26 protein-coding genes and 3 tRNA genes are annotated in these 26,065 nt (G+C 39.3%); 20 read left to right on the top strand and 9 right to left on the bottom strand.

Going from position 1 to position 26,065, the window contains the following annotated elements; translation table 11 throughout:
* Positions 1 to 78: 78 nt before the first annotated feature.
* Entirely contained in the window at positions 79 to 870 is a 792-nt protein-coding gene (locus HX129_RS08955; RefSeq protein WP_180046501.1) for a putative RNA methyltransferase, read from the top strand.
* Between the two features lie 244 nt (positions 871 to 1,114).
* Here HX129_RS08955 and HX129_RS08950 read toward each other — a convergent pair whose 3' ends face one another.
* A complete protein-coding gene (locus tag HX129_RS08950) occupies positions 1,115 to 1,609 on the bottom strand; it encodes a tetratricopeptide repeat protein (RefSeq protein WP_286436163.1) in 495 nt (164 codons plus the stop codon).
* 230 nt (positions 1,610 to 1,839) lie between these two features.
* On the opposite strand from HX129_RS08950, the gene HX129_RS08945 reads away from it, so the two are divergent.
* The 5 genes from HX129_RS08945 (at position 1,840) to HX129_RS08925 (ending at position 8,875) form a co-directional block, all read left to right on the top strand.
* Positions 1,840 to 2,319 (top strand): YchJ family protein, encoded by a 480-nt coding sequence (locus HX129_RS08945; protein ID WP_286434889.1) that lies wholly within the window; start codon positions 1,840 to 1,842, stop codon positions 2,317 to 2,319.
* Positions 2,320 to 2,379: 60 nt separating this feature from the next.
* Positions 2,380 to 3,024: a trimeric intracellular cation channel family protein gene (locus HX129_RS08940; RefSeq protein ID WP_130072277.1), complete on the top strand. Its 645-nt coding sequence runs from the start codon at positions 2,380 to 2,382 to the stop codon at positions 3,022 to 3,024.
* Positions 3,025 to 3,188: 164 nt separating this feature from the next.
* Positions 3,189 to 4,508 (top strand): niacin transporter NiaP, encoded by a 1,320-nt coding sequence (niaP, locus tag HX129_RS08935; protein WP_286434888.1) that lies wholly within the window; start codon positions 3,189 to 3,191, stop codon positions 4,506 to 4,508.
* A gap of 324 nt (positions 4,509 to 4,832) precedes the next feature.
* The gene (parC, locus tag HX129_RS08930) at positions 4,833 to 7,052 is read left to right on the top strand and encodes a DNA topoisomerase IV subunit A (protein ID WP_180046483.1); all 2,220 of its coding nucleotides are present in this window, start codon (positions 4,833 to 4,835) and stop codon (positions 7,050 to 7,052) included.
* Positions 7,053 to 7,201: 149 nt separating this feature from the next.
* Entirely contained in the window at positions 7,202 to 8,875 is a 1,674-nt protein-coding gene (locus tag HX129_RS08925; RefSeq protein ID WP_130072273.1) for an AMP-binding protein, read from the top strand.
* 48 nt (positions 8,876 to 8,923) lie between these two features.
* Here the strand turns inward: HX129_RS08925 and HX129_RS08920 are convergent, their stop codons facing one another.
* Entirely contained in the window at positions 8,924 to 9,322 is a 399-nt protein-coding gene (locus HX129_RS08920) for a hypothetical protein (protein ID WP_130072272.1), read from the bottom strand.
* Between the two features lie 105 nt (positions 9,323 to 9,427).
* Here HX129_RS08920 and HX129_RS08915 point away from each other — a divergent pair, with 105 nt between their 5' ends.
* Both HX129_RS08915 and ppa read left to right on the top strand, forming a co-directional pair.
* Complete coding sequence (locus tag HX129_RS08915; RefSeq protein WP_130072271.1) at positions 9,428 to 9,826, top strand: MAPEG family protein; 399 nt, start codon at positions 9,428 to 9,430, stop codon at positions 9,824 to 9,826.
* Between the two features lie 123 nt (positions 9,827 to 9,949).
* Positions 9,950 to 10,477 (top strand): inorganic diphosphatase, encoded by a 528-nt coding sequence (ppa, locus tag HX129_RS08910; RefSeq protein WP_065993797.1) that lies wholly within the window; start codon positions 9,950 to 9,952, stop codon positions 10,475 to 10,477.
* Positions 10,478 to 10,567: 90 nt separating this feature from the next.
* Here ppa and ruvX read toward each other — a convergent pair whose 3' ends face one another.
* Positions 10,568 to 11,011, bottom strand: a complete 444-nt coding sequence (gene ruvX / locus HX129_RS08905; protein ID WP_286434887.1) for a Holliday junction resolvase RuvX — start codon at positions 11,009 to 11,011, stop codon at positions 10,568 to 10,570.
* Entirely contained in the window at positions 11,004 to 11,558 is a 555-nt protein-coding gene (locus HX129_RS08900; RefSeq protein ID WP_130072269.1) for a YqgE/AlgH family protein, read from the bottom strand. Before HX129_RS08900 ends, ruvX begins: the two co-directional genes overlap by 8 nt.
* A 390-nt stretch (positions 11,559 to 11,948) precedes the next feature.
* Between HX129_RS08900 and HX129_RS08895 the strand changes: the two genes are divergently transcribed.
* The 4 genes from HX129_RS08895 to HX129_RS08880 are packed head-to-tail and all read left to right on the top strand — an operon-like array spanning position 11,949 to position 15,375.
* Complete coding sequence (locus HX129_RS08895; protein WP_130072268.1) at positions 11,949 to 13,301, top strand: COG3014 family protein; 1,353 nt, start codon at positions 11,949 to 11,951, stop codon at positions 13,299 to 13,301.
* Between the two features lie 19 nt (positions 13,302 to 13,320).
* Positions 13,321 to 13,725, top strand: coding sequence for a YcfL family putative periplasmic lipoprotein (locus HX129_RS08890; protein ID WP_286434886.1), 405 nt, complete (start codon positions 13,321 to 13,323; stop codon positions 13,723 to 13,725).
* A gap of 14 nt (positions 13,726 to 13,739) precedes the next feature.
* Positions 13,740 to 14,336, top strand: a complete 597-nt coding sequence (lpoB, locus tag HX129_RS08885) for a penicillin-binding protein activator LpoB (protein ID WP_130072266.1) — start codon at positions 13,740 to 13,742, stop codon at positions 14,334 to 14,336.
* Positions 14,337 to 14,388: 52 nt separating this feature from the next.
* Positions 14,389 to 15,375: a CsgG/HfaB family protein gene (locus tag HX129_RS08880; protein WP_502872650.1), complete on the top strand. Its 987-nt coding sequence runs from the start codon at positions 14,389 to 14,391 to the stop codon at positions 15,373 to 15,375.
* Between the two features lie 67 nt (positions 15,376 to 15,442).
* On the opposite strand, the gene recN is transcribed toward HX129_RS08880, so the two are convergent.
* Entirely contained in the window at positions 15,443 to 17,104 is a 1,662-nt protein-coding gene (gene recN / locus HX129_RS08875; RefSeq protein WP_286434884.1) for a DNA repair protein RecN, read from the bottom strand.
* Positions 17,105 to 17,376: 272 nt separating this feature from the next.
* Between recN and ppnP the strand changes: the two genes are divergently transcribed.
* The 3 genes from ppnP (at position 17,377) to HX129_RS08860 (ending at position 19,553) form a co-directional block, all read left to right on the top strand.
* The gene (gene ppnP, locus HX129_RS08870) at positions 17,377 to 17,700 is read left to right on the top strand and encodes a pyrimidine/purine nucleoside phosphorylase (RefSeq protein WP_065993789.1); all 324 of its coding nucleotides are present in this window, start codon (positions 17,377 to 17,379) and stop codon (positions 17,698 to 17,700) included.
* Between the two features lie 139 nt (positions 17,701 to 17,839).
* Positions 17,840 to 18,592, top strand: coding sequence for a 23S rRNA (guanosine(2251)-2'-O)-methyltransferase RlmB (gene rlmB / locus HX129_RS08865; RefSeq protein WP_286434883.1), 753 nt, complete (start codon positions 17,840 to 17,842; stop codon positions 18,590 to 18,592).
* A gap of 43 nt (positions 18,593 to 18,635) precedes the next feature.
* Positions 18,636 to 19,553 carry a DMT family transporter gene (locus HX129_RS08860; protein WP_286434882.1) on the top strand — a complete coding sequence of 306 codons (918 nt, stop codon included), beginning with the start codon at positions 18,636 to 18,638 and terminating at the stop codon, positions 19,551 to 19,553.
* 67 nt (positions 19,554 to 19,620) lie between these two features.
* On the opposite strand, the gene coaE is transcribed toward HX129_RS08860, so the two are convergent.
* The 4 genes from coaE to pilB are packed head-to-tail and all read right to left on the bottom strand — an operon-like array spanning position 19,621 to position 24,060.
* Positions 19,621 to 20,217: a dephospho-CoA kinase gene (gene coaE / locus HX129_RS08855; protein ID WP_130072262.1), complete on the bottom strand. Its 597-nt coding sequence runs from the start codon at positions 20,215 to 20,217 to the stop codon at positions 19,621 to 19,623.
* 11 nt (positions 20,218 to 20,228) lie between these two features.
* Complete coding sequence (locus HX129_RS08850; protein ID WP_130072261.1) at positions 20,229 to 21,092, bottom strand: prepilin peptidase; 864 nt, start codon at positions 21,090 to 21,092, stop codon at positions 20,229 to 20,231.
* Positions 21,092 to 22,318 (bottom strand): type II secretion system F family protein, encoded by a 1,227-nt coding sequence (locus HX129_RS08845; protein WP_130072260.1) that lies wholly within the window; start codon positions 22,316 to 22,318, stop codon positions 21,092 to 21,094. Before HX129_RS08845 ends, HX129_RS08850 begins: the two co-directional genes overlap by 1 nt.
* 26 nt (positions 22,319 to 22,344) lie before the next feature.
* Positions 22,345 to 24,060 (bottom strand): type IV-A pilus assembly ATPase PilB, encoded by a 1,716-nt coding sequence (gene pilB, locus HX129_RS08840; protein ID WP_286434881.1) that lies wholly within the window; start codon positions 24,058 to 24,060, stop codon positions 22,345 to 22,347.
* A gap of 444 nt (positions 24,061 to 24,504) precedes the next feature.
* Here pilB and tpiA point away from each other — a divergent pair, with 444 nt between their 5' ends.
* The 5 genes from tpiA to HX129_RS08815 all read left to right on the top strand — a co-directional run bounded on the left by tpiA (position 24,505) and on the right by HX129_RS08815 (position 26,062).
* Positions 24,505 to 25,299: a triose-phosphate isomerase gene (gene tpiA, locus HX129_RS08835; RefSeq protein WP_286434880.1), complete on the top strand. Its 795-nt coding sequence runs from the start codon at positions 24,505 to 24,507 to the stop codon at positions 25,297 to 25,299.
* Between the two features lie 9 nt (positions 25,300 to 25,308).
* Positions 25,309 to 25,641 (top strand): preprotein translocase subunit SecG, encoded by a 333-nt coding sequence (gene secG / locus HX129_RS08830; RefSeq protein ID WP_130072257.1) that lies wholly within the window; start codon positions 25,309 to 25,311, stop codon positions 25,639 to 25,641.
* Between the two features lie 62 nt (positions 25,642 to 25,703).
* Positions 25,704 to 25,788 (top strand) — tRNA-Leu (locus HX129_RS08825).
* A 48-nt stretch (positions 25,789 to 25,836) separates the two neighbouring features.
* Positions 25,837 to 25,913, top strand: a tRNA-Met gene (locus HX129_RS08820).
* A gap of 72 nt (positions 25,914 to 25,985) precedes the next feature.
* Positions 25,986 to 26,062: transfer RNA gene (locus tag HX129_RS08815), tRNA-Met, on the top strand.
* The last annotated feature ends 3 nt before the right edge of the window (positions 26,063 to 26,065 follow it).

Below are 26,065 nucleotides of genomic sequence, written 5' to 3'. Positions count from 1 at the left end.
GAGTCGGCATCTGCCGACTTTTTTTATGGCTTTAAAATGAGTTTGGAGAAGGTTTTGAAACAAATCAGGAATGTGTTGATGTGTCCCGTGTGCCGTGAAGCACTCAGCTTAACTGAACGCACATGGCGCTGTATCAACAATCATAGCTATGATGTTGCTAAGCAAGGTTATGTCAATTTGCATGTGGTTCAGCATAAACACAGCAAAAATCCGGGCGATACACCTGAGTCTGTTCAAGCCCGTCGTGCATTTTTAAGTGCTGGCTTTTATGCACCGCTACAACAAGCTGTAGTGAATAAGATTCGTGCTTTACGTATTGAAAACTTACTTGATATTGGTTGTGGTGAAGGCTATTACACGGATGCGATGCAGCAAGAAGTCATGCAATGTGTAGGGGTGGATATTGCCAAAAATGCAGTTCAAGTTGCAGCTAAACTCAATAAAGAAGTGGATTGGGTTGTGGGTACTGGCGCAACTTTGCCTGTAATGGATCATTCAATCGACCTATGTACTAGTTTATTTAGTCCGATTCCACAAGAAGAAATTTTGCGGGTATTAAAACCTGAAGGTTATTTGATGGTGGTGACGCCCGCACCTAATCATCTCTATGCGATGCGTGAAGCTTTATTTGATGAGGTCAATGCCCATGATCCACATAAGTTTGTGGAACAGTTACAAGCACATTTCACTTTGGTGGAGCAACCGATTGTAGAATCTACATTTGAGTTAGATCAGACACAATTAAAAAATTTAATTGCAATGACCCCATATGCCTATAAAGCCAAGCCTGAAAAACGCCAAGCGCTTGAGCAGCTTGAAAAGATCAGTCTGACTGCGAGTTTTCAGGTGTATTTATTTCAGAAAAATTGATGTGATGTTTAAGTTTAAAATGTCTTAACAGCATTGGCTTGGAAATGAAAATAATAAGGTGCTTAAGTCCTCAAGATCTATAAAATATCTGCTAAATTCTTAAGCACCTAAAAATAATAACAAGATACATCACATGGATTGAGTTCTATGCAGTGCATTGTGCATAAGGTGTATGATGTAAATTGTTGATTGAATCAGAAATCAATTTAAAAACAAAAGCAATAAAATAAGCTATAGAAGAAATTTACTTTTGATCAATATTGGCAATCACCATCTGAGCAGAAATACTTCCATTTTCGGCAGCTTTCCTATACCAATAGATTGCTTTGTCTACATCACGAGGGACTCCGTTCCCATACGCGTATAGCATACCGATATAGAGCTGTGCTTTAGCATAATTTTGTTCAGAAGCTTTTAAGTACCATTCCATTGCTTTTTGGTAGTTCTCCCTGACAGAATAAGATAGTCCCACATCATATTGGGCTTCAGGATCTCCTTGTAAAGCCGCCTTGGTTTCCCATTTCAATGCTTCATCTAGGTCCTGTGCGATTCCAAGTCGTCCCGATGCATAGGCGATTGCTAAATCTTTTTGTGCACGAACATTTCCCTTTTCAGCACACTCTTTTGTTAGTTTTAAATCAAGTTTGATTAAGCCATCGATAATCGCTGCTGTTCTATTTTCATCGTTTTGTGGGCATTGTTCTGCAAATACATTTTGTGCATTTAGAGATAAGTACATTATTAGAATAGTTTGAATCATCAGTTTCATTTATAAGATCTTCTTTTGTGTGAAAAGGGCTATATTATCATCGTTTAATATTATGGTATTTTGCACAATATTTATGAATTATTTATTAGAGAGCATTTGATTCATTTTGATAAATGGTTATTAGTCAAATATCTTGGTGAATTTTACTAAAAAACAGAAATTTTGCTAAAATTCTTTTATAAATATGCCTGAGCTTTTCTATGTCCAACCTCCCTTGTCCCTGTGGTTCACCTCTATATAGTGAATGCTGTCAGCCTTTACATCTAGGACAGAAAAAAGCCGAAAGTGCAGAACAACTCATGCGTTCACGCTATAGTGCATTTGCAACGCAAGAGATTGATTACATCGTCAAAACCACTGCACTAGGGCAACAACAAGCTTTAGATGTTAACGCCATTGCAGAGTGGAGCAAAGCCAATCTTTGGTTAAAACTAGACGTGGTCCAAGCCAAAGAAAAACTGGGTAAAAACCATGCCCAAGTTGAGTTTAAAGCACACTATGCAGATGCCAATGATCAAGCTCAAAAAGAGCAAATTCATCATGAAGTTTCGTATTTTGTAAAACATGAAGGGACTTGGTATTTTCTTGATCCAACTACAGATCAGCAGATCACCATGAAACAGCCATGTATTTGTGGTTCAGCTAAAAAATTTAAGCAATGTTGTGCTGAATTTTTATAACTTTTCATGCAATTTATTCTAGAATAGCGCGCATCGATAACCCTCAGTGGAAGAAGGGCAATGTTGCTGTTAGTCATCTACATTATTGCAATCACGGCTGAAGCTATGACAGGTGCACTGTCGGCAGGTCGACGTAGTATGGACTGGTTTGGTGTGGTGCTGATCGCCTGCGTAACCGCTTTGGGTGGTGGTTCAGTGCGAGATGTATTATTAGGGCACTATCCATTGACATGGGTCAAGCATCCTGAATATTTGGTGCTCACCTGTTGTGCAGCCTTTGTCACGATTTTGATTGCCAAATGGATGAAACATTTGCATTCCATTTTCCTGTTGCTGGATGCATTGGGATTGATTGGCTTTACCATTATTGGTTGTCAGATTGCTTTAGATATGGGACATGGCTTTGTGGTGTCTGCGGTTGCAGGCGTGTTGACAGGAGTCTCGGGTGGTATTTTGCGTGATATTCTGTGTAATGACGTACCGTTAGTATTCCGTCGTGAACTCTATGCCTCGATTTCTTTTGTTGCCGTGATCTTCTATTGGTTCTGTATGGATGTTGGCTTGTCATTGGAAGTGACTGTGATTTCGACTTTGATCTTTGGCTTTTCACTGCGTTGTATTGCGATTTACTTTGGTTTGGAAATGCCGAAATTTATCTATAAAGATGATGATGAACAATCTGCGTCTTCTAAAGATGAAACTTGATTAAACTGTTTAAAAGTTTTAATTTTTAAATCGATTCAAATTCGGTGCTGACTTTGCAACAGATCAGCATCTTGATTGATAATAATGACGACAATTATAAATCCTGTTGTGAAAGCAGTACCTCCCACTTTCACCGATACAGATCATTCATGTAGAGCACTCTTATGGATTTAGTTTCACGCGTACAACGCTTACCGATTGGAAAATTTCACTATACCTTGTTATGGGTGATCGGACTCGGTTGGATGTTCGATGCCATGGATACAGGATTAATCTCGTTTATCCTGACTAAAATGGCAGAAGAGTGGCAAATGACACCGTCTGAAAAAGGCTGGGTGGTGTCGATTGGTTTTGTCGGTATGGCGATTGGGGCTGTATTTTCAGGTGGATTAGCAGATCGGATTGGTCGTCGTACTGTATTTGCCATTACTTTAGTGACCTATAGTATTGCCACAGCATTATGTGCGGTTGCGCCAAACCTGACATGGTTATTGGTGTTTCGCTTTATTGTTGGACTTGGCTTGGGTGGGCAGTTGCCTGTGGCTGTGACTTTGGTCAGTGAATACATTCCTGCACAGGTGCGTGGTCGTTTTATTGTTTTACTCGAAAGTTTTTGGGGCTTGGGTTGGTTGGTCGCTGCACTGATTTCCTATTTTGTCATTCCTGATTATGGTTGGCACATTGCCTTTTTAATCGGTGGTTTACCTGCAATTTATGTGTTTATGATTCTGAAAAAAGTCCCTGAATCTGTACCGTATTTGATCAATCGTGGACGAATCGAAGAAGCACATACCTTAGTACAAAAGCTTGAGCGTCAATGTGGCGTTGAAGTGATTGAAACCATTGAAGTCAAACCTGTTGCAGAAAAACAAAACATTTCATTTTTACAGCTTTGGTCAAATCCTTTTGCTAAACGTACCCTAATGTTGTGGCTGATTTGGTTCGGTATTGTATTTTCCTACTACGGCATTTTTACATGGCTACCGAGTTTATTGGTTAAACAAGGCTATAGCATCGTCCAGTCATTTGAATATGTGTTGGGTATGATCTTGGCACAACTGCCGGGTTATGTAGCGGCTGCTTGGTTGGTGGAAAAGTTAGGACGTAAAGCAACATTAGCAGGCTTTATCGGCATGTGTGCCGTGTCGGCTTATTTCTTTGGGCAAGCCACTTCAGTCAGTATGATTATGCTGTGGGGTTGTTTGATGTCATTCTTTAATTTGGGGGCTTGGGGCGTTCTCTATACTTATACACCTGAACAGTACCCAACCAATATTCGTGCTTTTGGTTCAGGTTGGGCATCTGCGATTGGGCGTATGGGGGGGATCGTTGCGCCTTTAGTCGTCACGCATATGATGGTCGCAACGAATGGTTTTAGCGCGGTCTTTATGATGTTTACGGCTGTACTTTTCGGTGTGGCTGCGGTGATTTTGGTTTTAGGTGAGGAAACCAAAGGTAAGACTTTAGAAGAGATTGGTTTATAAGATGACTTAATGTGGAGAGATCAAATGGGGGATACACCTCCATTTGATCTTGCACAGTTAAAATAAAATTGTATGACTACATATTTACTTTTCTGAAATTCAAAGAAAAATGATTTTATGACAGAGAAAGTCATGAACAAAATAAAAATAATCAGTTGCCCATTAACCTAAAAATGGATAATTTTACAGCGCTAGATTTAGTGAAAGACGCAAATTGTCGCAGAGTTACAAGACTGCCCCTTGTGTCGTCTCAGTATGCGACTTAGCATAAGAACATAGAGATATAAATTTTTAGAACGCATTTATTTAGGATTAAAGGTTGTTATGACAAGCCTTGCGCATCATGCGACAGAAAACCGTTCCGTAGCAGAATTTACCGAACAAGCTTACCTCAACTATGCCATGTACGTGATTATGGATCGTGCATTGCCCCATATCAGTGATGGTTTAAAACCTGTACAGCGCCGTATTGTCTATGCGATGAGCGAGTTAGGCTTAAAGAATAGTGGTAAGCCGAAAAAATCGGCACGTACCGTCGGCGATGTGTTGGGTAAATACCATCCACATGGTGACTTGGCTTGTTATGAAGCGATGGTGTTGATGGCGCAACCCTTCAGTTATCGTTACCCATTTATTGAAGGGCAAGGGAACTGGGGTTCACCTGACGATCCTAAATCCTTTGCAGCAATGCGTTATACCGAAGCAAAACTCTCACAGTATAGTGAAGTGCTATTGTCTGAATTGGGGCAAGGCACCTGTGACTGGCAAGACAACTTTGATGGTTCGATGAAAGAACCTGTACATTTGCCTGCACGTGTACCGAATATTTTGTTAAATGGTACCACAGGCATTGCGGTCGGGATGGCGACAGATATTCCACCGCATAATTTACGAGAAGTGGTCAAAGGCACGATTGCCTTAATTCGTAATCCAAATATCAGCGATGAAAAAGTTGCCGAATACATTCCTGCACCAGACTTACCGACCAAAGCGGAAATTATTACCCCACCTGAAGAATTATTAAAATTACAAATTACAGGGCGTGGTAGCTATCGCACGCGTGCAATTTACACGATTGAAAAAAATGAAATTGTGATCACAGAGCTCCCTTATCAAGTCTCAGGTTCAAAAGTCATTACTCAGATTGCAGATCAAATGCAGGCGAAAAAATTGCCTTTGGTCAGTGACTTACGAGATGAGTCTGATCATCAAAATCCGACACGAATCGTGATTATTTTACGATCAAATCGGATCGATGCTGAAGCAGTGATGAGCCATTTATTTGCGACGACTGACTTAGAGTCGAGCTATCGTGTCAATATGAACATGATCGGCGCTGATGGTCGTCCGCAAGTGAAATCCATTCGTAAAATATTATTAGAATGGATCGAAATTCGTAAACAAACGGTCACACGCCGTCTGCAATATCATCTGAATAAAATTGAAAAGCGTTTACATATCCTCGGTGGTTTGATTATTGCTTATCTGAATATTGATGAAGTGATTCAAATTATTCGAGAAGAAGACCAACCGAAACCTGTGTTGATGTCACGCTTCAATATTGATGAAATTCAGGCAGAAGCGATTTTAGAACTCAAGTTACGCCATTTAGCAAAACTTGAAGAAATGGAAATGCGCCGTGAACAAGATGAGCTTGAAGCACGTGCTGCGGTGATTCGCGAACAATTAGAAAATCCTGAATCATTGAAAAATCTGATTATTTCTGAGCTGAAAGAAGACGCGAAAAAGTTTGGTGATGATCGCCGTTCCCCAATCGTGCAACGTGCTGAAGCACATGCGATTAAAGAACAAGATTTGATGCCGGCTGATCCTGTCACGGTGGTGTTATCAGAGGCAGGTTGGATTCGTTCTGCCAAAGGTCATGAGATTGATGTCGAAAAATTGAATTTCCGTGCAGGCGATCAGTACCTCAGTTCAGCGCAAGGTAAGTCCAACCAAAAAGTCTATATTTTAGATGAAACAGGGCGTAGTTATGCACTTGCAATCAATAGCTTGCCGTCCGCACGTGGCTTGGGGGAACCGCTGAGCTCAAAACTTTCACCAGCTAATGGTGTGAGCTTTGTTCAGGTCTTGGTCGAGGAGGATGACAAAGAAATCCTTGCTGTTAGTTCTAAGGGCTACGGTTTTAAAACCCAAGCCAAACAATTGGATACCAATGCCAAAGCAGGTAAAGCTTTCTTAACGCTCTCTGATGATGCTAAAGCATTACCACTTAGAGTGATTGAAAATCATACGCATTTGGCTATACTCAGTTCAGCAGGCCGTTTACTGTGTATAGCGTTGTCAGAATTGCCAATTCTAAATAAAGGTAAAGGAAATAAGTTGATACAACTTGAAAGTGAAGATCAAATTTTAGATCTGCTTACTTTTAATTTAGATGATACAATTCAATTGCTTGCAGGTCAGAAGCAATTAAAACTAAAAGGCAATGATTTATTACAGTTCATTGGTAAACGCGCGTCTAAGGGGCAACTCTTAACACGTACTTATCAAAAAGCAAATAGACTGTTGATTCAAAGATAAAACTAGCATCCATTGCTCAAAATACGTTATATATGATCTGTATTTATGAAAATGGATGCCAACATTAAGCGCAACAAGCCAAACAAATATGCTTAATGTTGAGAAAAACAGCTGAAAACTAAGGATTACTGATTGGAGAATATGGCATTATGGAAAAGATTTGGTACGCAGAATATCAAAAAACAGGCATTCCTGAGACTGTAGAATTGCCACAGGAAAATACATCGCTTATTGATGTTTTTGAGCGTAATTTCCAAAAATTTGGTTCACGAGATGCCTTTATCTTTATGGATAAGACGCTATCTTTTAGTGAATTAGAACTCGCTAGCCGTAAGTTTGCCACATATCTTCAAAGTTTAGGCTTAGCAAAGGGCAGTCGTGTTGCAGTGATGATGCCAAATGTACTGCAATATCCTGTGGTTGCTTTAGGTGTGTTCAGAGCAGGGTTGGTTTTGGTCAACGTCAACCCACTGTATACAGCACGTGAGCTTGAACATCAGCTCAATGATTCGGGTACAGAAGCACTTGTGATCATTGAAAACTTTGCTTCAGTCTATCAAAGCATTATTGGTAAAACACCCGTTAAACATGTGATTGTTGCTTCAGTGGGTGATATGTTAGGTACATTAAAAGGTACCTTGGTGAACTTTGTTTTACGTTCTGTACGTAAACAAATTCCTGCTTGGAACATTCCGGGTCATGTTAAATTCAATGCCGCAATGTCCAAAGTCAGTGCTAACAACTACAAACGCCCAACCATGACTTTGAGCGATACTGCGGTATTGCAATATACCGGTGGTACCACAGGCGTTTCAAAAGGTGCTGAACTGACACATCGCAACTTAGTGGCTAACTTGCTGCAATGTGATGGTATTTTCCAAAGTAAATTTGGTAAAGGCGATGGTGCCAAAGATGACCGTATTTTCTGTGCATTGCCGTTGTATCATATCTTTGCATTTATGGTGTGTGCACTGTATGGCATGTACAAAGGTCAAGCCAATATCTTGATTCCAAATCCACGTGACCTGCCTGCTGTGATGAAAGAGTTACGTAAGTATCAACCAGGTTTCTTTCCTGCGGTGAATACGCTCTTCAATGCGTTGGTGCATAATGAAGAATTCCGTCAGCTTGATTTTAGTAAACTAAAAATGGCAATGGGCGGTGGTATGGCAGTGCTACCTTCAACAGCTGAAGAATGGAAAAAAGTCACAGGTACGGTCATTATCGAAGGATATGGTTTATCTGAAACATCTCCAGTTGCAACAGCAAATCCACCTGCATCGGATGAATTTAGCGGTACGATTGGTATTCCTTTACCATTGACTGATGTTGCAATTTTAGATGACGACGGTAATCACTTGGCACAAGGTGAGCAAGGTGAGATCTCGATTCGTGGTCCACAAGTGATGAAAGGCTATTGGAACCGTCCTGATGAAACTGCAAAAGTCATGACTGCTGACGGCTATTTCCGTACAGGCGATATCGGGATCATGAATGAACGTGGTTTCTTTAAAATTGTAGATCGTAAAAAAGACATGATTTTGGTGTCTGGTTTTAATGTTTACCCATCTGAAATCGAAGAAGTGATTGCAAAACATCCGAAAGTTTTGGAAGTTGCTGCAATTGGTGTGGCAGATGAGAAATCAGGTGAAGTGCCAAAACTGTTTGTGGTGAAAAAAGATCCATCTTTAACCACTGAAGAAGTTTTAGCCTATGCCAAAGAAAACTTAACGGGTTATAAACGCCCACGTTATGTTGAGTTTATGGATGAGTTGCCAAAATCAAATGTCGGTAAGATTTTACGTAAAGATTTGCGTAAGTAATTCAAGCTATAAAAAAAGCGCCATATATTGGCGCTTTTTTTTTATTTGTTAAGGTTGATTTTTCCCCTGACTTTTTAAATACCATTGGTCAATATAGGGACGACCGTAACCTAAAATAGCCGTAAAAGTGAGCATCGTACCGAGTTGGCGGCCAATCGCAGACGAAGGAAAGGCTGAATAACTGAAATAAATATCGACTAAGCAATATAAAGTAATGATGGCAAACCAAAGATAAAGGTTCATCTTCAGAATACCTACCGCGTAAAAAGCGACAAGCAGCATAACGAAGGTGCCGAGTGTAGATTGCCAGTTAAAATTGGCGCAAATTACGCAAAGTAAAAACGCAGCAATCGGCAGCACAATTTTTAAAACACGATCCACTTGTTGCAGTTGTTGACGCTGTTGTTCTAAGACATTCAACAGGTCTTGCTGATCAGAAGGCTGCATGATTTCTCCATTACACAATATTTGCAAAACGCTATACTTAGAGAAAATTATAACAACATTGACGTGTTATGATATTCAACTTGTAAATTTCATGAGAATAAATTCATGTCTGGGATAAATGGCATCATATATTTAATTCTAATCGCCTGTTTATTGCCTTATATTTTTACCATTATTGCTAAGGTGACAGGTGGTTTTAAAGGCAGTGATAATCAAAATCCACGTGAATTTTTAGCAAAAACAACAGGTTTGTCGGCACGTGCCAATGCTGTACAGCAAAATAGTTTTGAAAGCTTGCCTTTATTTATTGCGGCAATTTTGATGGCTGAATATATGGTGGTACCGCAAGGCTTTACCATGATGATGGGCAGTGCTTACATTGTGCTTAGAATCATTTATGGTATTTGCTATTTATTAAACTTATCGACTTTACGTTCGATTATTTGGTTTATGTCGATGGCATGTCCAATATTTTTACTCATTACAATTATTCGAATGATTTAAAAAAATATGTAATGTGTGGCATATTCAATTGCACCATGCAAATTGTATAATTGCACCAGTTCGCTAAATTAGCGTTATAATCAGCACGATTTTAAATTGGCTTTCACTGAAAAAGAGTATCTTATGAGCTATAGCAATATCCCTGCGGGTAAAGATGCACCAAATGACATCTATGTAATTATTGAAATTCCTGCAAATGCATCTCCAATCAAATATGAAGTAGATAAAGATTCTGATGCATTATTTGTAGACCGTTTCATGGGTACTGCAATGTTCTATCCAGCAAACTACGGTTATGTACCAAACACATTATCTGAAGATGGTGACCCATTAGACGTATTGGTTGTAACACCACACCCATTGGTTCATGGTTCTGTGATTCGTTGCCGTCCAGTCGGTAAATTGAACATGGAAGATGACGGTGGTATCGATGCGAAACTTGTTGCAGTTCCGCATGAAAAATTAACACCACTTTATAAAGATGTTCAAGAATATACAGATCTTCCTCCATTGTTGATCAACCAAATTGAACATTTCTTCCAACACTACAAAGATTTAGAACCGGGTAAATGGGTTAAATTGACAGGTTGGGAAGGTTCAGAAGTTGCTAAAGCTGAAGTATTGAAATCAATCGAAGCTGCTAAAAAATAATTTGAATTGATTTAAAATTCAAAGCAATTGGGTGATCAAATGATCACCCAATTTTTTATAGATCAGATTAAAAAATAATATGATCCAAAATTAAGGTGTAACACCTTGAGGATTTCGATACCAACTTTCAATAAATAATGCTGCGGCAACACTATCCGCGGCTAAGTTTTTAGCACGACCTTGTGCCTGATAATGATCCAACTCATCTCTTGCTTCACGTGTCGTTAGGCGCTCATCTACCATCAAAGTTTCAATGTTGGTTTGATGACGTAAACGGCGTGCAAATTTACGGGCACGTGCTGATAATTCCGACTCAGAATCATCCATATTTAAAGGCAAACCGACCAAAAACAAATTGGGTTGATGTTGCTTTACGATTTTGAGTAATGCTTCCCAATTGGGAATTCCATCTTTCATGGGAAATAAACTGAGTGGGCTTGCACTTTCAATCAGTGATGAGCCAACCGCCATCCCCATTTTTTGCGTACCAAAGTCAAAAGCTAAAATAAGTTGTGGTTGGGATAAATCAGGCATGTCCAATCTCAGAGGCTAACCAAGTACGATCAATGCCTATTTTACGATATGCAGCGTCCCAGCGCTCATCATAAGGTAAATTAAATACTAAATCCATGTCTGAATCACAGACTAACCAATCACCACGGGCGATTTCATTTTCCAATTGATTCTTTTCCCAGCTGGCATATCCTAATGCGATTTGATAACGTCCGACACCTTCATTGTGTGCAATCGCATCTAAAATATCTTTACTGGTGGTAATACAAATGTTTTCACCTACCGCAATCGAAGAATGCCAAGTCGGTTGACCTGTATGAAGCACAAAGCCTGCTTCGGGGCGTAAAGGGCCACCTTGTAAAACCTCATGTGGGTGAACATGGTCTGCTGCAATTTCTAAATCTGTCAATAACTCTTTAATTTGTAAGCCTGTAGGACGATTGATAATAATGCCTTGCGCACCATCGTCATCATGTCGTGCAATATAAATCACCGTATGCGAAAAAAAATCATCCGCCAAATCTGGTGGCGCAATTAAACAACGATGTTTTAAATATTGTTTAGTCACCGAAAGGCTGCTCCTTATTCTTAAAAAACGTATAAAATTATGTAAATCATTTTGAAATACCATAACTTATTTATGCTGTCTTGTGGCATGATCTTGGAAAATAAATATTTAATATGCTAAAAAATTGCAGAAAAAAGTTGAAATTAAAATTTATTGATTAATAAATGGTCGATTGGAATTTTTTAAACAGCATTAAAATAATCCTTCGACTATATATATTTGCTTAATAAAAAGTCAATAATTCTGTTAATTTAGAACAATTACTCTAGCTTTATTTAGCTTTTTTTAATGAATGAAATGTGAATAATTTAATGAATAAATGTTGGATTATTGAATAAAATAATATAAATTTGTATTATTCATGTATCGAAAATTATAATTTTAAACTTTATGAAACGTTTTAATAACAAATTATTACTCATTTTATTGGCAGTTTCTTTTAATTCTCAAGCGGGGGTTTTTGGAAGTTATGATGATGAGGGGATGGCATTCAGAAGTAGTTTAAATGCCACCATGCCGACTGCATTTGCAGCAACAATCGATAAGAAAATGGATTCTAAGGACGCAATTTTGTATCACTTAGAAAAAGCACGCATTTTACAGGTCAACCAACAATACCAAGAAAGTAGTCAATTATATAAAAAAGCATTTGAATTATTGGACAAACAAAATAATCGAGCAACAGTCAGTGCTTCTCGTTTAGGTTTTAAAGCACTTTCAATGTTGAGTAATGACTCCATTGTTCCTTATGAGGTTCCACCTTATGAGCAGGTGTTAGCGCATATTTCTCAAGCTAAAAATTATATTTATCTCAAAGATGCTGAAGCAGCAGGTGTTGAGATGCGAATCGCACAACGTATTCAACGTGAAATTGAAATTAAGCATGAAAAAGAGCTAGAGAAAAAATCGGAAAAAGAAAAAGCCAAACAAGAAAATGCGCAAGCTGTGAATAATTTAGATGAAGCATTTTCAGGTTTAGACACAATTGCAGGACGTATTAAAAACACTTATCAAAATGCCTATGCCTTTTATATGGCAGCCAATTTATGGGAAGCATTAGGTGAGTATAACGATGCTTTGGTTGACTATAAAAAAGCCTATGAATTACAAGCGGACAGTAATATTGCCAAAGATGTACAGCGTTTAGATCGTATGACTGCGAAAAGTAAAGACACGGTACCTGTTGTTGTTTTTATCGAGCAAGGCATTGTGCCGAAAAAAATTGAGAATAAATTAGCGATTCCTGTGCCAAATGGTCTTGTAAATATTGCTTTTGCAACGTATGAACCGAGTACATATACCGCACCACAGAGCCTAAGAGTACGTTTAGGTGACCGTGAAACACAGCAAAGCTTTATATTAAATGATATTGGCGCATTAGCGGTTAAAGAATTAAAAGAACGCACGACAAGTACAGTCTCTAGTCAAATTGTACGTGCAACCACTAAATTTGTGGCACAGCAGCAGTTAGGACAGCATCTGGGTGCTTTGGGGCAACTTGCAGGTAACTTGATGAACGTTGCCACAGAGCGAGCTGACTTGAGAGCATGGTCAACTTTGCCAAGCAATACACAAATTGCACGCTTTGAAGTAAAGCCTGGTAGCCATAATCTACATATTTCAGGCAATGGAGCGATGAGTGACACGATAAAAGTTGATGCGAGTCCAAACCAAACTATTTTTGTCTATGTCAATGATGTCAATAATAAAATTTCAACGAGCGTTAGTGCGATTAATCATTAATCTAAAAATTGAGAAATGTATGAAAATAGCTTCAAAACTAATTTTTGCGGGTGTGCTTGTGGCAAGTCTTGCTGCGTGTACTGCACCTAATTCACTGTCTACGCAAACTGCGGCTGATGGGATTTATAGCGTAAAAACGATCAGTAATAATCCTGTGTTAAGTACGAAGGTTGGTGTGGATCGCATCAATATGACCTACGTGGGTGACCTGAAAAAAGTATCGTTGGCAATTAAAGACCGTTGGTTTGTCAGTCGCTCTTTTGAGTACAAAATTGTTTGGGTTGACGCACAAGGCATGGAAATCAATCCAGAAGGTGCGCGTTGGAAACCTATTCAGTTAACAGGTCGTGAAGTGAAAACGGTGCAATCTGTTGCGCCAAACCCATCGGCAGTTGATGTTGTTGTTTATTTGAAGAATGATTAATTAGGGTAAAATTCATGAAAATTAAATTTGTTGTTGCATCACTTTTTGCTGCGTCAGTTTTGACCGGTTGTGCAAGTACCAATGTCAGTTATGGCGATGCACAAGCTGTTGAGTCATTAACCAAAGATTTTGGTTCTACTGATTTACAAATGATTGCAGACAAAATGGTTGACGATATGTTGACATTTCCAGTGGTGGTTCAGTTAACCCAAAACCGCCGTCCTGTGATGTTTGTTGACCGTATCCGTAACAAGACGCAAGAACATATTGATACTGAATCAATTACTGACACCATTCAAAATAAACTGATTAACTCAGGTAAATTCCGTTTTGTGGATATGACGGCAGCGAATGCCATGGCTGAGCAATTAAACTACCAAAAAAATAGTGGTTTAGTGAATCAAGCGACATCTGTAAAAGCAGGTGGTCATATTGGTGCTGAGTATATGCTTAATGGTAATTTATCAAGCATTGTGAAAAACTCAGGCAATAAGAGCGATGTATATTATAAATTCACATTAAAACTTCAAAATATTCAAACAGGTATTGTTGAGTGGACCAGCGAAAAAGAAATTCGTAAGTCAGCTAAACGCTCTACTTTTGGTTTGTAATTGATAAAGTTGCAACTGCTATTCAACGCAGTTGCACGAGATCATAATCATGATGAAAAAAATTATTCTTTCAGCATTGCTTACAGCGGGTCTTTGCTCATCGGCATTTGCTGCATTAAAAGAAGTGGTTAAAGAAGCATCGGGTAGCGGTGAAACACAGCATCAGGCAATTTCTGAAGCATTACTTGTTGCTGTACAGTCTGTAAATGGTGCAACGGTTTCACCACGTGCAGATCTTGAAGAAACAGTGAATATGTCCATGAATGGTAATAATTGGAGTTATTCAGGTAAAGTTTCACCTGTATTTAGTGTGAACAGTGTTGGCTCAGGTTCAGTAACCAAGTTCCAAGTGTTGAGTGTTACGGGTTCAAAAAATAACTATCGTGCACGTGTGCGTGCGCATGTTGTTCAATATGAATCAACTGTGCAAGATCAACATTTAAGACGCATTGCCGTTTTACCCTTTCAGTTTTATGAAAAAAATAATCGCTCAGCACAATCTGACTCAGCAGGTGAGTTTAGCGAAGAATTGGCAGATGCATTGGGTAATTTTTTAGCACAATCGGGGCAATTAAGTTTGTTGGATCGTCATTATATTGATGAAATGCAATATGAAAATGCATTTTTACAATGGGATGGTGCACCACATGAGATGGCGCGTATTGGGCAAAAAGTAGGTGCAGATTATTTATTGGTTGGGCGGATCAATGATTTGTCTGCGGCAAGTTCACATCAAATGTATGGCTTAAATCAAGGTGCAGAACAAGTGCGTTTAACTTGGCGTGTGATTGAAGCAAATACCAGTAAAGTGGTGGCATCAGGTACATTTAACCGTGCATTACCGAAAAATTCTGTGCAAAATCTGTTAAATAATAATTTAGATAACAGTAGTGCAGAAACCTTGGCTCAAAATTTAAGTCAGGAAATTTTAGTGGGTTTAAAGTTGCAGCCAAATGGCAATTATGGTTCGCAAGGTTCAAGTTTTACCCCGACCTATGACATGACACCAGGTTCAAGTGAACAGCCGATTAAGTGGTAATTTATGATATTTCACAATAAAAAACCAGTGCATTATTCACTGGTTTTTTTTTCTAGCATAATTTAACTCAAGCATGTTGAAACTTGAGTTGGCGTAACTGTTTGGCATGTTGCAAAGTCGTTTCGCTAATTTCTACACCACCTGTCATACGTGCTAATTCGAAAATGCGTTGTTCTTCCTCAAGTTCAATGATGGTACTGCTTGCAGGGTCTGTCTGTAATTTTTTCACCAATAAATGTTGATCAGATTGCGCGGCAACTTGCGCTTGATGTGTAATACATAAGATTTGTACATGTTGTGCCAAATTCGCCAATAAACGCCCGACAATTTCTGCAGTACCGCCACTGATTCCTACATCAATTTCATCAAAAACCAAAACTTCAGATTCAGTTTTTTCAGCATTCATAACCTGCATAATTAAAGCAATACGTGATAACTCACCGCCAGAAGCGACACGAGCCAAGGGTTGTGCAGGAATGCCTTTATTAGCAGTAAATAGCAGTTGAATAAAGCTTAGACCCTCGCCAGAAACCTGCTCCAATGGGTCAAATCGAAACTCAAAATGTGCTTCAGGCAGAGCCAGTTGTTTGACTTGTTCTGTGAGTTGTTTGGCAAGCGGAATAGCAGCTTCTCTACGAATCTGATCTAAATATTGAGCTTTATTTAAAAAATCTTGATGTGCAAGTTCAACTTGTTCAGCTAAAGTTTCAGGGTCTTCAAGCTGATGTAATTGTTCAAGCTCAGCTTGCCAAGTTTCATATTGCTGTTTGAGTTCATCGGGTTGGGTACGATATTTTCGTGCTAAACGGTGGAAAATCTCTAATTGTGAGTTAAGTTGCTCCATTCGTTCAGGATCAAAACTTTGTCGGTCAATAAACTGACGTAAGTTTGCTGTTGCATCTTCTAATTCACTTTGTGCATTGAGCAGTGAGTTATAAATTTCTGAAAGTTGCTCACTGCGTCCTGAATGAGATTCGATACGGCGTAAAATTGAAGATAATTCTTGTGTGATATTTTGTTCAGATTCATCTAGTGCATTTAGACTATAACTACAGTCTTGCATGATGTGTTCGTGATGGCTTAAGCGGTCAAACTCTTGTTCAATCTCTTTATAATCAGTCGTGATGACATCTTCAAGTTCTTCGAGTTGTAACTCTAAGGTTTCTATACGTTGTAGACGTGTGGCTTGAGCATCTAAAGCTGCCTGATGAAGTTTAATATTTTTTTGCCATACATTATAGGCATCACGCACAGCTTGAGCAGGTGTATGAAAGTCACTATAACGGTCTAGCCAATGTTTAGGGTAGGGGGGCTCTAACAGTTGTTGCTGGCTGTGTTGGCTATAGAGTTGTACCAATAAACGCCCGATTTCTTTGAGTTCTGACAGGCTACTTGGGCGACCATTGATCCATGCTTTGCTACGACCTGTAGCAAAAATGACTCGTCTTAAATGAATTTCACCAGACTCATCATCTAACTCATGGGTTTTTAACCATAAATCTTCTGGGCTATTGTTTTGATAACTAAAAACTGCCGTAATATCGGCTTTTTCTGCACCGTAACGCACGTAATTGGTATCTGTACGTTCACCTAAACATGCTGATAATGCATCTAAAAGAAGCGACTTTCCTGCACCTGTTTCACCTGTTAAAACATTAAAACCTTGTTCAATATCAATCGCAAGGTTATCTGCTAAAGCAAAATTAAGTAGATTTAAATGTGTCAGCATACACGCATCCAAGCTGCGAAAAGTTCAGTTCTAAGATAGTCAAGTTTTGTTGTAGTCACAAGTCAGAATAGATTCTAATGGTGAAGAATTTTGGATATTTTAGCGTAAATTAAAGCAAAAAATACCGATTCTTGGAGATAAATTTACATTTAATAAAATGCAGATTTTGTCTGGAATTATTTTCCTTAAAACAAGAGATTGATTAGTTTGGGGAGTGCAATTAAACTAGGCGGAACTACATAATATCAATGCGCATTATCTGGAGAATACGCATGCCTACTCAGTTTGATCATGTATCAGTGATAAAAAAATCAAACGTTTATTTTGGTGGTCTATGCATTAGCCACACAGTACAGTTTGAAGACGGAACGAAAAAAACGCTTGGGGTGATTTTACCAACAGAAGAAGCATTGACGTTTGAAACACATGTACCTGAACGTATGGAAATCATTTCTGGTGAATGTCGTGTCAAAATTGCAGACAATGCGGAAAGTGAATTATTCCGTGCTGGACAGTCATTTTACGTACCAGGCAACAGCCGTTTCAAAATTGAAACTGATGATGTACTTGACTATGTCTGTCATTTAGAAGGTTAAGCAAAGTTGATTCAATCGAAGATAAGCAGGGTATTTTCAGCTTAAATCGGTTAAACTAAGCACATTATGAAATCCTGTAAAGTTGGCTTTGCAGGATTTTTCTTTTCTCTCCCCCGATTTTAGTTATTAGAGGTCGTTCATGGCGAAGCCCGAGTATTATTATGGCGTGCATTCAGTTGAGTCATTATTGGAGTTGGAACCAGAACGCGTTTTAACACTTTTTACTTTAAAAGGGCGTGATGACCAACGCTTACAACATATTTTAAAAATGGCTGAGCCGTTTGGTATTAGTATTCAAAAAGCCAGTCGAGATAGCTTAGAGAAGTTAGCAGGGCAGCCTTTTCATCAAGGTGTTGTCGCAGCGGTACGTCCGCATCCTGTATTAAATGAAAAAGACTTGGAGCAATTGCTGAGTACTGAACAGCAGCCTTTATTATTGGCTTTGGATCATATTACCGATCCGCATAATTTAGGCGCATGTATTCGAACAGCAGCGGCAATGGGTGTTTCGGCAGTGATTGTACCACGTGATCGTTCAGCAAGTTTGACGCCAACAGCACGTAAAGTCGCGGCAGGTGGTGCTGAAAAAGTGAAATTCATTCAAGTGACCAATTTGGCGCGCACTTTAGGGCAAATCAAACAAGACTTTAATGTGCGTGTTGTAGGGACGATGTTGGATGAAAAAGCATTACCTATTCAACAATTTGATTTTACAGGCACAGCGATTTGTGTGGTGATGGGGGCTGAAGATACAGGCTTACGTCCAATCACGCAGGCACAATGTGACCAAACGGTTTACATTCCAATGTCAGGCAATTTACAGAGTTTAAATGTCAGCGTAGCCACAGGTATGGCGCTATATGAAGCGTGTCGTCAACGTCTGATTGACTAAGCGATATCCATCCCATTTTTATTGTTGAAATTTGAGAAAGATCATGATGACCTCCCGCACGCAAGGCTATGTTTTTGTAGCAATCACGATGTGTATTTGGGGAGGTTTTACGATTACATCAAGGCTTAATGCATTATGGCATATCAGTCCTTGGGATATTACCGCATTACGTTTTAGTTTGGCATTTTGCATTTTGATGCCGATTCTCATTTATAAAAAAGATACGGCTTTTTTATGGAAAAAAGAGCCTTTTATTCTGGCAATGTTAGGTGGGGTTACATACTGCTTGACATCCTATAGCGCTTTTCATTATGTCCCTGCTGCACATGCAGCAATTTTTTTAAATGGTTGTTTGCCGTTGTGTACTGCGCTTGCAGCTTATTTCTTATTTAAACAGCCGTTTGATCGCCATACATGGTTCAGCCTAACGATTATGCTGAGCGCGATTGCAGGCATGAGTTATCTCATGTACCAAGAAACAGGTGTTGCTTTTAGTTTCGGTGATGGCTTATTTTTTCTGAGTGCAATTTGGTGGGGCATATTTACCGTGCTGTTAAAGCAGTGGAAATTGTCAGCTTGGCATAGTATGGCAGGCGTTGCGATTTGGTCTGCATTGATCTATGTGCCGATTTATTTACTCTTTTTACCGAAGCATTTAGATCAAGCGACAGTATCTCATTTGGCAATGCAAACTATTTTTCATGGTGTTTTTGTGGTGATTGTCGCGACATTAACTTATGTTGAAGCCATTAAACGACTCGGTGCTTTCCAAACGGGGAGTATTGTGACTTTAGCACCTTTTATTGCGGCAATTATTGCTGTGCCACTGTTAGGTGAGCCATTAAGTTTAGCAATTGTATGTGGTTTGCTGGGGATGGGGATAGGAGCCTTGCAGCCGTGGCGTTGGCTTGGACGCAAAGACAGTTTGCAAGCACGATTGGATCAACAAAAAAATAAGTAACATCAGCTGATGAGCGCGTGTATTCATTGCAAGGTGAATACACTTTAGTTACTTTTTAGTGTGAAAATTATTCAGCCATGTTTAGATATTTTTGATGTAAAGGGGCTAAATGTGCGTATAAGTGATCAAGATGCCCATCATTAACCACAATATCATTGGCAAGTTTTTGTTTTTCGGCTCTTGGCATTTGTGCCGTAATAATATTTTTAATCTGTTCTATATTCTGCCCATCACGTTGTGAGGCACGGAAGATTTGTAATTCTTCTGATGCATCAATTAAAAGGGTGTGTTGTGTGAGTTGATGCTGATTGGTTTCAAATAATAAGGGTGAAACTAAAATGACATAGGGGCTCGTTGCGGCTTGGAGTTGTTGAATGATCGATAGGCGAATTGCAGGATGCGTAATCTTTTCTAGTGTGTGGCGAGCTGAAGGGTCTTTGAAAATATGCTCTCTTAGTGCACGACGATCAAGTTCACCATTGTCTAAAAGAACCCATTCTCCAAAACTTTGAGCAATTTGCGTTAAGGCAGGTTGCCCTTTTGCCACAATTTCACGTGCAACAATATCAGCATCCACAACTTGGATTCCTTGGGTTTCAAACCATTGTGTCGCTGCGGTCTTCCCACTGCCAATACCACCTGTTAAACCCAAGATAAACTTCATATTTCGACCTTTTAATTTTGTCCTAAATAGACTTTCATAATTTGTTCGCCCCATAAAAAGGCAATCCAACCCGCAATTGCAATATAAGGACCAAAAGCGAAAGGCTGATTTTCTTTACGAACTTTAAGTAAAATAATACCAATAATCGCCCCCACCAAAGAGGAGAGTAAGACGATTAACGGTAGCATGAGAGGTCCCATCCATGCGCCTAGAGCAGCGAGTAATTTAAAATCGCCATAGCCCATGCCTTCTTTGCCTGTGATGATTTTAAATGCATAATAGACCACCCATAAGCATAAAAAACCGATGATATAGCCCCAAATCGCAGAAGTGGCAGAGGTATAAATAGCAAAACTATTAATACCCAAACCTAGTGCAGCTAAAGGCAAAGTGAAGCGGTCTGGCAGCAGTTGTGTATCGAAATCGATAAACGTGAGTGCAATGAGTGTCCATGTCAGGATGAGACCAAATAGCATCGCAAGCGTTGGTCCATAAACCGCAACCACTAAAAGAGAGCAACAGGCAGTTAAGACTTCAATAAATGGATAGCGAATGCTAATTGGGTTTTTACATGTGCCACATTGACCACGTAAAACTAACCAGCTGATCACAGGAATGTTTTGATACCAATGAATCGGCGATTTACATTTTGGACAAGTTGAAGCAGGTGTGCTTAATGTCAGTTTACTTTGATCAATAATGGCTTGTTCTGGATGCAGCAAGAGTTGGCATTCTTGTTGCCATTCTTGCTCCATCATTTTCGGTGTGCGATAAATCACAACATTTAAAAAACTACCAATACATAACCCAAGTAAACCAACCAAAAGATATAGCGCACTGGGTGTGATGATGAAATAGTTGAGAATATCAGCCATTAGACTACTGAACCCATTTGGAAGATTGGAAGGTACATGGCAATCACGAGACCACCAACAAGTACACCGAGTACTGCCATGATTAATGGCTCCATCATTGAGGTTAAGCCATCTACTGCATTATCTACTTCATTTTCAAAGTGTGTTGCGACTTTATCAAGCATGGCATCTAACGAACCTGATTCCTCCCCAATTGCAACCATTTGAATGGCCATTGAAGGGAATAAATTGGTGAGGCGCATTGCAAATTGTAATTGTTGACCTGTTGCCACGTCATCACGAATTTTCATTACGGCTTCTTCATAAACAACATTATTAGTTGCGCCTGCTGTAGATTCGAGGGCATCAATTAATGGCACACCTGCAGCAAAGGTAGTGGCAAGCGTACGACTATAACGTGCAATAATCGCTTTATAGACTAAGTCGCCAAAAATAGGGGCTTTGAGTGCAGCTTTATCAAGGAAATCACGAAATTTTTTACTCCGCTTTTTGGTTTCAAGAAATGCAGTAATCACGACCCCAATACCAATAATCAAGATAAACCAATAGCTTTGCATCCATTTTGACATGTTGACCACCATCTGAGTGAAAGCAGGAAGATCAGCACCAAAAGATGAGAAAAGATCTTGGAAAACGGGAACAACTTTAACCATCAAAATAATGGTAACCACGATTGCGACGACAATAACTGCAATAGGATATTTCATGGCTTTTTTAATTTTTTGTTTTAAAAGCTCACTTTTTTCTTTATAAATCGCGACACGGTCTAACATAGTTTCAAGTGCACCCGATTGTTCACCTGACTCAACCAGTGAGCAAAACAAGCGGTCGAAATATTGTGGATATTTCTTTAATGCCCCAGCAAAAGTATTCCCCCCTTCAACTTCACCTTTAATCCCTAACACGACTTCACGCATTGCGGGATTATCTAGACCTTCGGCAACAATTTCAAAGCTTTGTACTAAAGGCACCCCCGCTTTCATCATGGTCGCAAGTTGTCGAGTAAAAATCGTGATATCTAAAGTGGTGACTTTCTTTTTCATTAAACCTTCGAGAATATTTTTCTTCTTTTCTCGAATGGTTTTAATATTAATACCTTGTTTTCTTAGTGTGACTTTGGCTAAAGCCATATTACGCGCAGGCAGTTCCCCTTTAATCTTAACCCCTTTACGATCTACCCCGTCATAAATGAATGTCGGCATCATTTGTGCTTTCTTGACAGCCATAATTGTATTCCTTTTTAGTATTCTGTTTATTCGCTGGTGACGCGATTAATTTCTTGTAGTGATGTTAAACCATTCATGACTTTAATCAGTCCTGAGCGTCGTAAATTATTAAACCCCAGTTTGGCAGATGCTTCAGCAATTTCTAAGGCATTACCATCTTCCATAATAATTTTTGAAATCTCAGGTGTCACTTTCATCACTTCATATACCCCAACACGCCCTTTATAGCCTTCACGACATTCTGGGCAACCCACAGGTTGAAACACTTGGAAATCAGGGTGTGCTAAATCCTCTTCAGTAAAGCCCATTTCTAAGAGGCTATGTTTAGGAATTTCAACAGGTGCTTTACAATGTGTACATAAGCGGCGTGCCAAACGTTGTGCAATGACGAGATTGACAGAGGTTGCAATATTAAAAGAAGGAACGCCCATATTTCTTAAACGTGTTAAGGTTTCGGGTGCACTATTGGTATGTAGTGTAGACATGACCATATGACCTGTTTGAGCTGCTTTAATCGCAATTTCAGCAGTTTCAAGGTCTCGAATCTCCCCGACCATAATGATATCAGGGTCTTGACGTAAGAAAGATTTCAAGGCGACAGAAAACGTCAGTCCGACTTTCGGATTAACATTGACCTGATTAATCCCTTCTAAGTTAATCTCTACAGGGTCTTCGGCTGTTGAAATATTCGAACTTTCAGTATTTAAAATATTTAAACCTGTATAGAGTGATACCGTTTTACCAGAGCCTGTCGGTCCTGTGATTAAGAGCATACCTTGAGGTTTATCTAAAGCTTCCATGAATAAAGCTTTTTGATCTTCCTCATAACCTAGAGCATCAATACCTAGCATCGCACTGGATGGATCTAAAATACGCAGTACGAGTTTTTCACCAAATAGCGTCGGGAGAGAGTTGACACGAAAGTCGATGGCTTTGGTTTTGGATAATTTAAGTTTAATACGACCATCTTGTGGAATACGCTTTTCAGAAATATCCATTTGTGACATCACTTTTAAGCGTGATGCGAGTCGTGTGGCAAGTTGCAGTGGGGGATTGGTAATACTTCTAAGCACACCATCCACACGATAACGCACACGATAGGATTTTTCATAAGGTTCAAAATGTAAATCTGATGCACCCATACGAATAGCATCAACAAGTAACTTATTAATATACTTTACAATCGGAGCTTCATCTTCGCTTTGATTATCGTCGTGATCATCTGCAGGGTTTACATCATCAGTTGAGATGATATCAACATCAATATCATCACCACCAAAATCAAAACTGGTGTCTTCAGTAAAGTATTTTTCTAAGCATTTGACGAGTTTGTGATGTTCAACGATGACGACTTCAATATTCAAGCGACTATTAAAACGTGCAGCATCCAAAGCTTCAATATTGGTTGGATCGCTCATGGCGATATAAAGCACATTTCCACGTTGAACCAAAGGCAGCATCAGATGTTTATGTAATAAACCACTTTCAATAACATCTTTAGGGAATTGCTCGGGATCAAAGCTATCAAGGTCAAACAAAGGCTCGGCGAACTCAAGCGCAATGGTTTCAGCAATTTGCAAAGGTTTTAAATTTGCATATTCAATTAGATAAGCTACGATGTTGAGCTTACTTTTTTTAGCATTGTCTAGCGCAGATTGCATTTGTTGCGCAGCAATAACACCGTCATCGACTAAGCGACGAATAAACCCCGAAAACTTCGGAGTGCCTTGTTGTGACACCATCCCCAATACACCTTTAATTTATTTTATAATTCAAATACTGAGTACTTACAAACAGATTGATATCTGAAGACTTCTTATTATGGATCTTTTTATAGATATCTCAATAGTTTTATCGAGCAACTAAAATACATGCAACACAAGGTATCCCCATACTTTGTGTTTCATTTGTTAAAATGAATTTAAAAGCTGCAACTCGGTATTCAGTATTTTGAAGAATAATTATATTAACCAAAGATTTTGATAAGCTAAAGCACTAGACTGGATTTTTTCACTTTAAAATACAAATAAACCACTATTCTCAGGGTTAAGCGTGGTTTTGTTACAAAAAAATGCGCAGACAAAATCGTGCTTTTAAATTTTTGCAACAAGCGAATAAAGAAAAAAGCAGAAATCCTTAAAAATACGTGTAGAATGTGCACATTTTTCGATAATAGGGTTATGTGTATGTCGGGTTCGACGATTATTCCTTGGGTTGTCGGCAATTGGAAAATGAACCCAATGCAAGCGAATTCGCAGCAACTCATTCAAGATTTAAAGCAACAATTACAGCAAGAACCTATTTCTGAACAGCAATGTCATATAGGTGTAGCACCGACTACACTGACATTACTCTTTGTTCAGCAACAATTTGCAGATGCACCGAATAAAATTATCAGTGTGGCACAAGATCTTTCATCTATGGCAGGTACAGGCGCTTATACTGGTGAAGTAAGTGCAGACTTATTAAAAGATAGTGGTATTGAATTTGTTTTAATTGGACACTCAGAGCGCCGAGAAATTTTTGGTGACACTGTTTCTGTTGTGCAAGAAAAAGTTAAAAATGCTTTAAATGCGAATATGAAGATCATCTACTGTGTTGGTGAAAGTCTCAAACAACGTGAAGAAGGTCAAGCAGAACAAGTTGTTTTACAGCAAATTTGTGATATCGCTGCACTTGTAAAAGCTGAACAATGGAACAATATTATTGTAGCCTATGAACCCATTTGGGCGATTGGGACAGGTAAAACAGCTTCTCCTGAAGATGCGCAAGCGATGCATGCAAAAATTCGAGAAGGTTTATCGCAAATTACGCCTCTTGGTCCAGAGATTGCCATTTTGTATGGTGGTAGTGTCAAACCAGAAAATGCTGTTGAATTGGCTGCATGTGCAGATATTAATGGTGCACTTGTGGGTGGTGCCTCTTTGAATGCTGAGTCTTTTTATCAAATTGCTCAAGCTTTCGCAAAATCAAAAAAATAGGAGTTCAGCATGCATAGTTTTGTGCTGGTAGTACATATCATTTTAGCCGTATTGATGATTGTATTGATTCTTGTACAACACGGTAAGGGTGCTGATGCAGGCGCTTCTTTTGGCGGTGGTGGTGCGGCAACAGTGTTTGGTGCCTCGGGTTCAGCAAACTTTTTAACCCGTTTGACAGCGATTTTGACAGCTTTGTTTTTTGTGACCAGTCTTAGTCTAGCAGTATTTGCAAAAAAACAAACTTCAGATGCTTATGGCTTAAAAACAGTGCAGACAACAACACAACCAGCACCTGCTACACAGTCAAATACGGGTGAAACTTCGCCAACTGCACCAAAATAAATGCAAATTTTGCAATTAAACCTTTCAATTTGTGACGCAAGCTACTAGAATGCGTCACAGCTGCGGTGGTGGTGGAATTGGTAGACACGCTACCTTGAGGTGGTAGTGCTTTCGGGCGTGGGGGTTCAAGTCCCCCCTTCCGCACCAACTTATAATCCAGAAATTTAAGTTGGTGTATGCAGCAAAATCTGTTGATGCGGGATGGAGCAGTCTGGTAGCTCGTCGGGCTCATAACCCGAAGGTCGTTGGTTCAAATCCAGCTCCCGCTACCAATCAACTTTATTTTAGATGCAAACTAAAATAAACAATTTAGTTTTAAATTGAGATAATATTTGCAATGTTGATGCGGGATGGAGCAGTCTGGTAGCTCGTCGGGCTCATAACCCGAAGGTCGTTGGTTCAAATCCAGCTCCCGCTACCAATC

The sequence above is a fragment of the Acinetobacter sp. 251-1 genome (assembly GCF_030329305.1).
Lineage (GTDB): Bacteria > Pseudomonadota > Gammaproteobacteria > Pseudomonadales > Moraxellaceae > Acinetobacter > Acinetobacter piscicola_A.
Note: the sequence above shows the minus strand (reverse complement) of the source record. Positions and strands in the feature narration are given on the sequence as shown.

Coding starts and splice junctions, on each gene's coding strand:
- HX129_RS08945 (WP_286434889.1), top strand. CDS start 1,840: ATGTCCAACCTCCCTTGTCCCTGTGGTTCACCTCTATATAGTGAATGC.
- pilB (WP_286434881.1), bottom strand. CDS start 24,060: ATGGTGTCACAACAAGGCACTCCGAAGTTTTCGGGGTTTATTCGTCGC.
- HX129_RS08950 (WP_286436163.1), bottom strand. CDS start 1,609: ATGTACTTATCTCTAAATGCACAAAATGTATTTGCAGAACAATGCCCA.
- HX129_RS08925 (WP_130072273.1), top strand. CDS start 7,202: ATGGAAAAGATTTGGTACGCAGAATATCAAAAAACAGGCATTCCTGAG.
- HX129_RS08850 (WP_130072261.1), bottom strand. CDS start 21,092: ATGGCTGATATTCTCAACTATTTCATCATCACACCCAGTGCGCTATAT.
- ppa (WP_065993797.1), top strand. CDS start 9,950: ATGAGCTATAGCAATATCCCTGCGGGTAAAGATGCACCAAATGACATC.
- HX129_RS08920 (WP_130072272.1), bottom strand. CDS start 9,322: ATGCAGCCTTCTGATCAGCAAGACCTGTTGAATGTCTTAGAACAACAG.
- secG (WP_130072257.1), top strand. CDS start 25,309: ATGCATAGTTTTGTGCTGGTAGTACATATCATTTTAGCCGTATTGATG.
- HX129_RS08940 (WP_130072277.1), top strand. CDS start 2,380: ATGTTGCTGTTAGTCATCTACATTATTGCAATCACGGCTGAAGCTATG.
- HX129_RS08880 (WP_502872650.1), top strand. CDS start 14,389: ATGAAAAAAATTATTCTTTCAGCATTGCTTACAGCGGGTCTTTGCTCA.
- HX129_RS08895 (WP_130072268.1), top strand. CDS start 11,949: ATGAAACGTTTTAATAACAAATTATTACTCATTTTATTGGCAGTTTCT.
- tpiA (WP_286434880.1), top strand. CDS start 24,505: ATGTCGGGTTCGACGATTATTCCTTGGGTTGTCGGCAATTGGAAAATG.
- coaE (WP_130072262.1), bottom strand. CDS start 20,217: ATGAAGTTTATCTTGGGTTTAACAGGTGGTATTGGCAGTGGGAAGACC.
- ppnP (WP_065993789.1), top strand. CDS start 17,377: ATGCCTACTCAGTTTGATCATGTATCAGTGATAAAAAAATCAAACGTT.
- HX129_RS08955 (WP_180046501.1), top strand. CDS start 79: ATGTGTCCCGTGTGCCGTGAAGCACTCAGCTTAACTGAACGCACATGG.
- HX129_RS08860 (WP_286434882.1), top strand. CDS start 18,636: ATGATGACCTCCCGCACGCAAGGCTATGTTTTTGTAGCAATCACGATG.
- rlmB (WP_286434883.1), top strand. CDS start 17,840: ATGGCGAAGCCCGAGTATTATTATGGCGTGCATTCAGTTGAGTCATTA.
- lpoB (WP_130072266.1), top strand. CDS start 13,740: ATGAAAATTAAATTTGTTGTTGCATCACTTTTTGCTGCGTCAGTTTTG.
- parC (WP_180046483.1), top strand. CDS start 4,833: ATGACAAGCCTTGCGCATCATGCGACAGAAAACCGTTCCGTAGCAGAA.
- recN (WP_286434884.1), bottom strand. CDS start 17,104: ATGCTGACACATTTAAATCTACTTAATTTTGCTTTAGCAGATAACCTT.
- niaP (WP_286434888.1), top strand. CDS start 3,189: ATGGATTTAGTTTCACGCGTACAACGCTTACCGATTGGAAAATTTCAC.
- HX129_RS08915 (WP_130072271.1), top strand. CDS start 9,428: ATGTCTGGGATAAATGGCATCATATATTTAATTCTAATCGCCTGTTTA.
- ruvX (WP_286434887.1), bottom strand. CDS start 11,011: ATGCCTGATTTATCCCAACCACAACTTATTTTAGCTTTTGACTTTGGT.
- HX129_RS08890 (WP_286434886.1), top strand. CDS start 13,321: ATGAAAATAGCTTCAAAACTAATTTTTGCGGGTGTGCTTGTGGCAAGT.
- HX129_RS08845 (WP_130072260.1), bottom strand. CDS start 22,318: ATGGCTGTCAAGAAAGCACAAATGATGCCGACATTCATTTATGACGGG.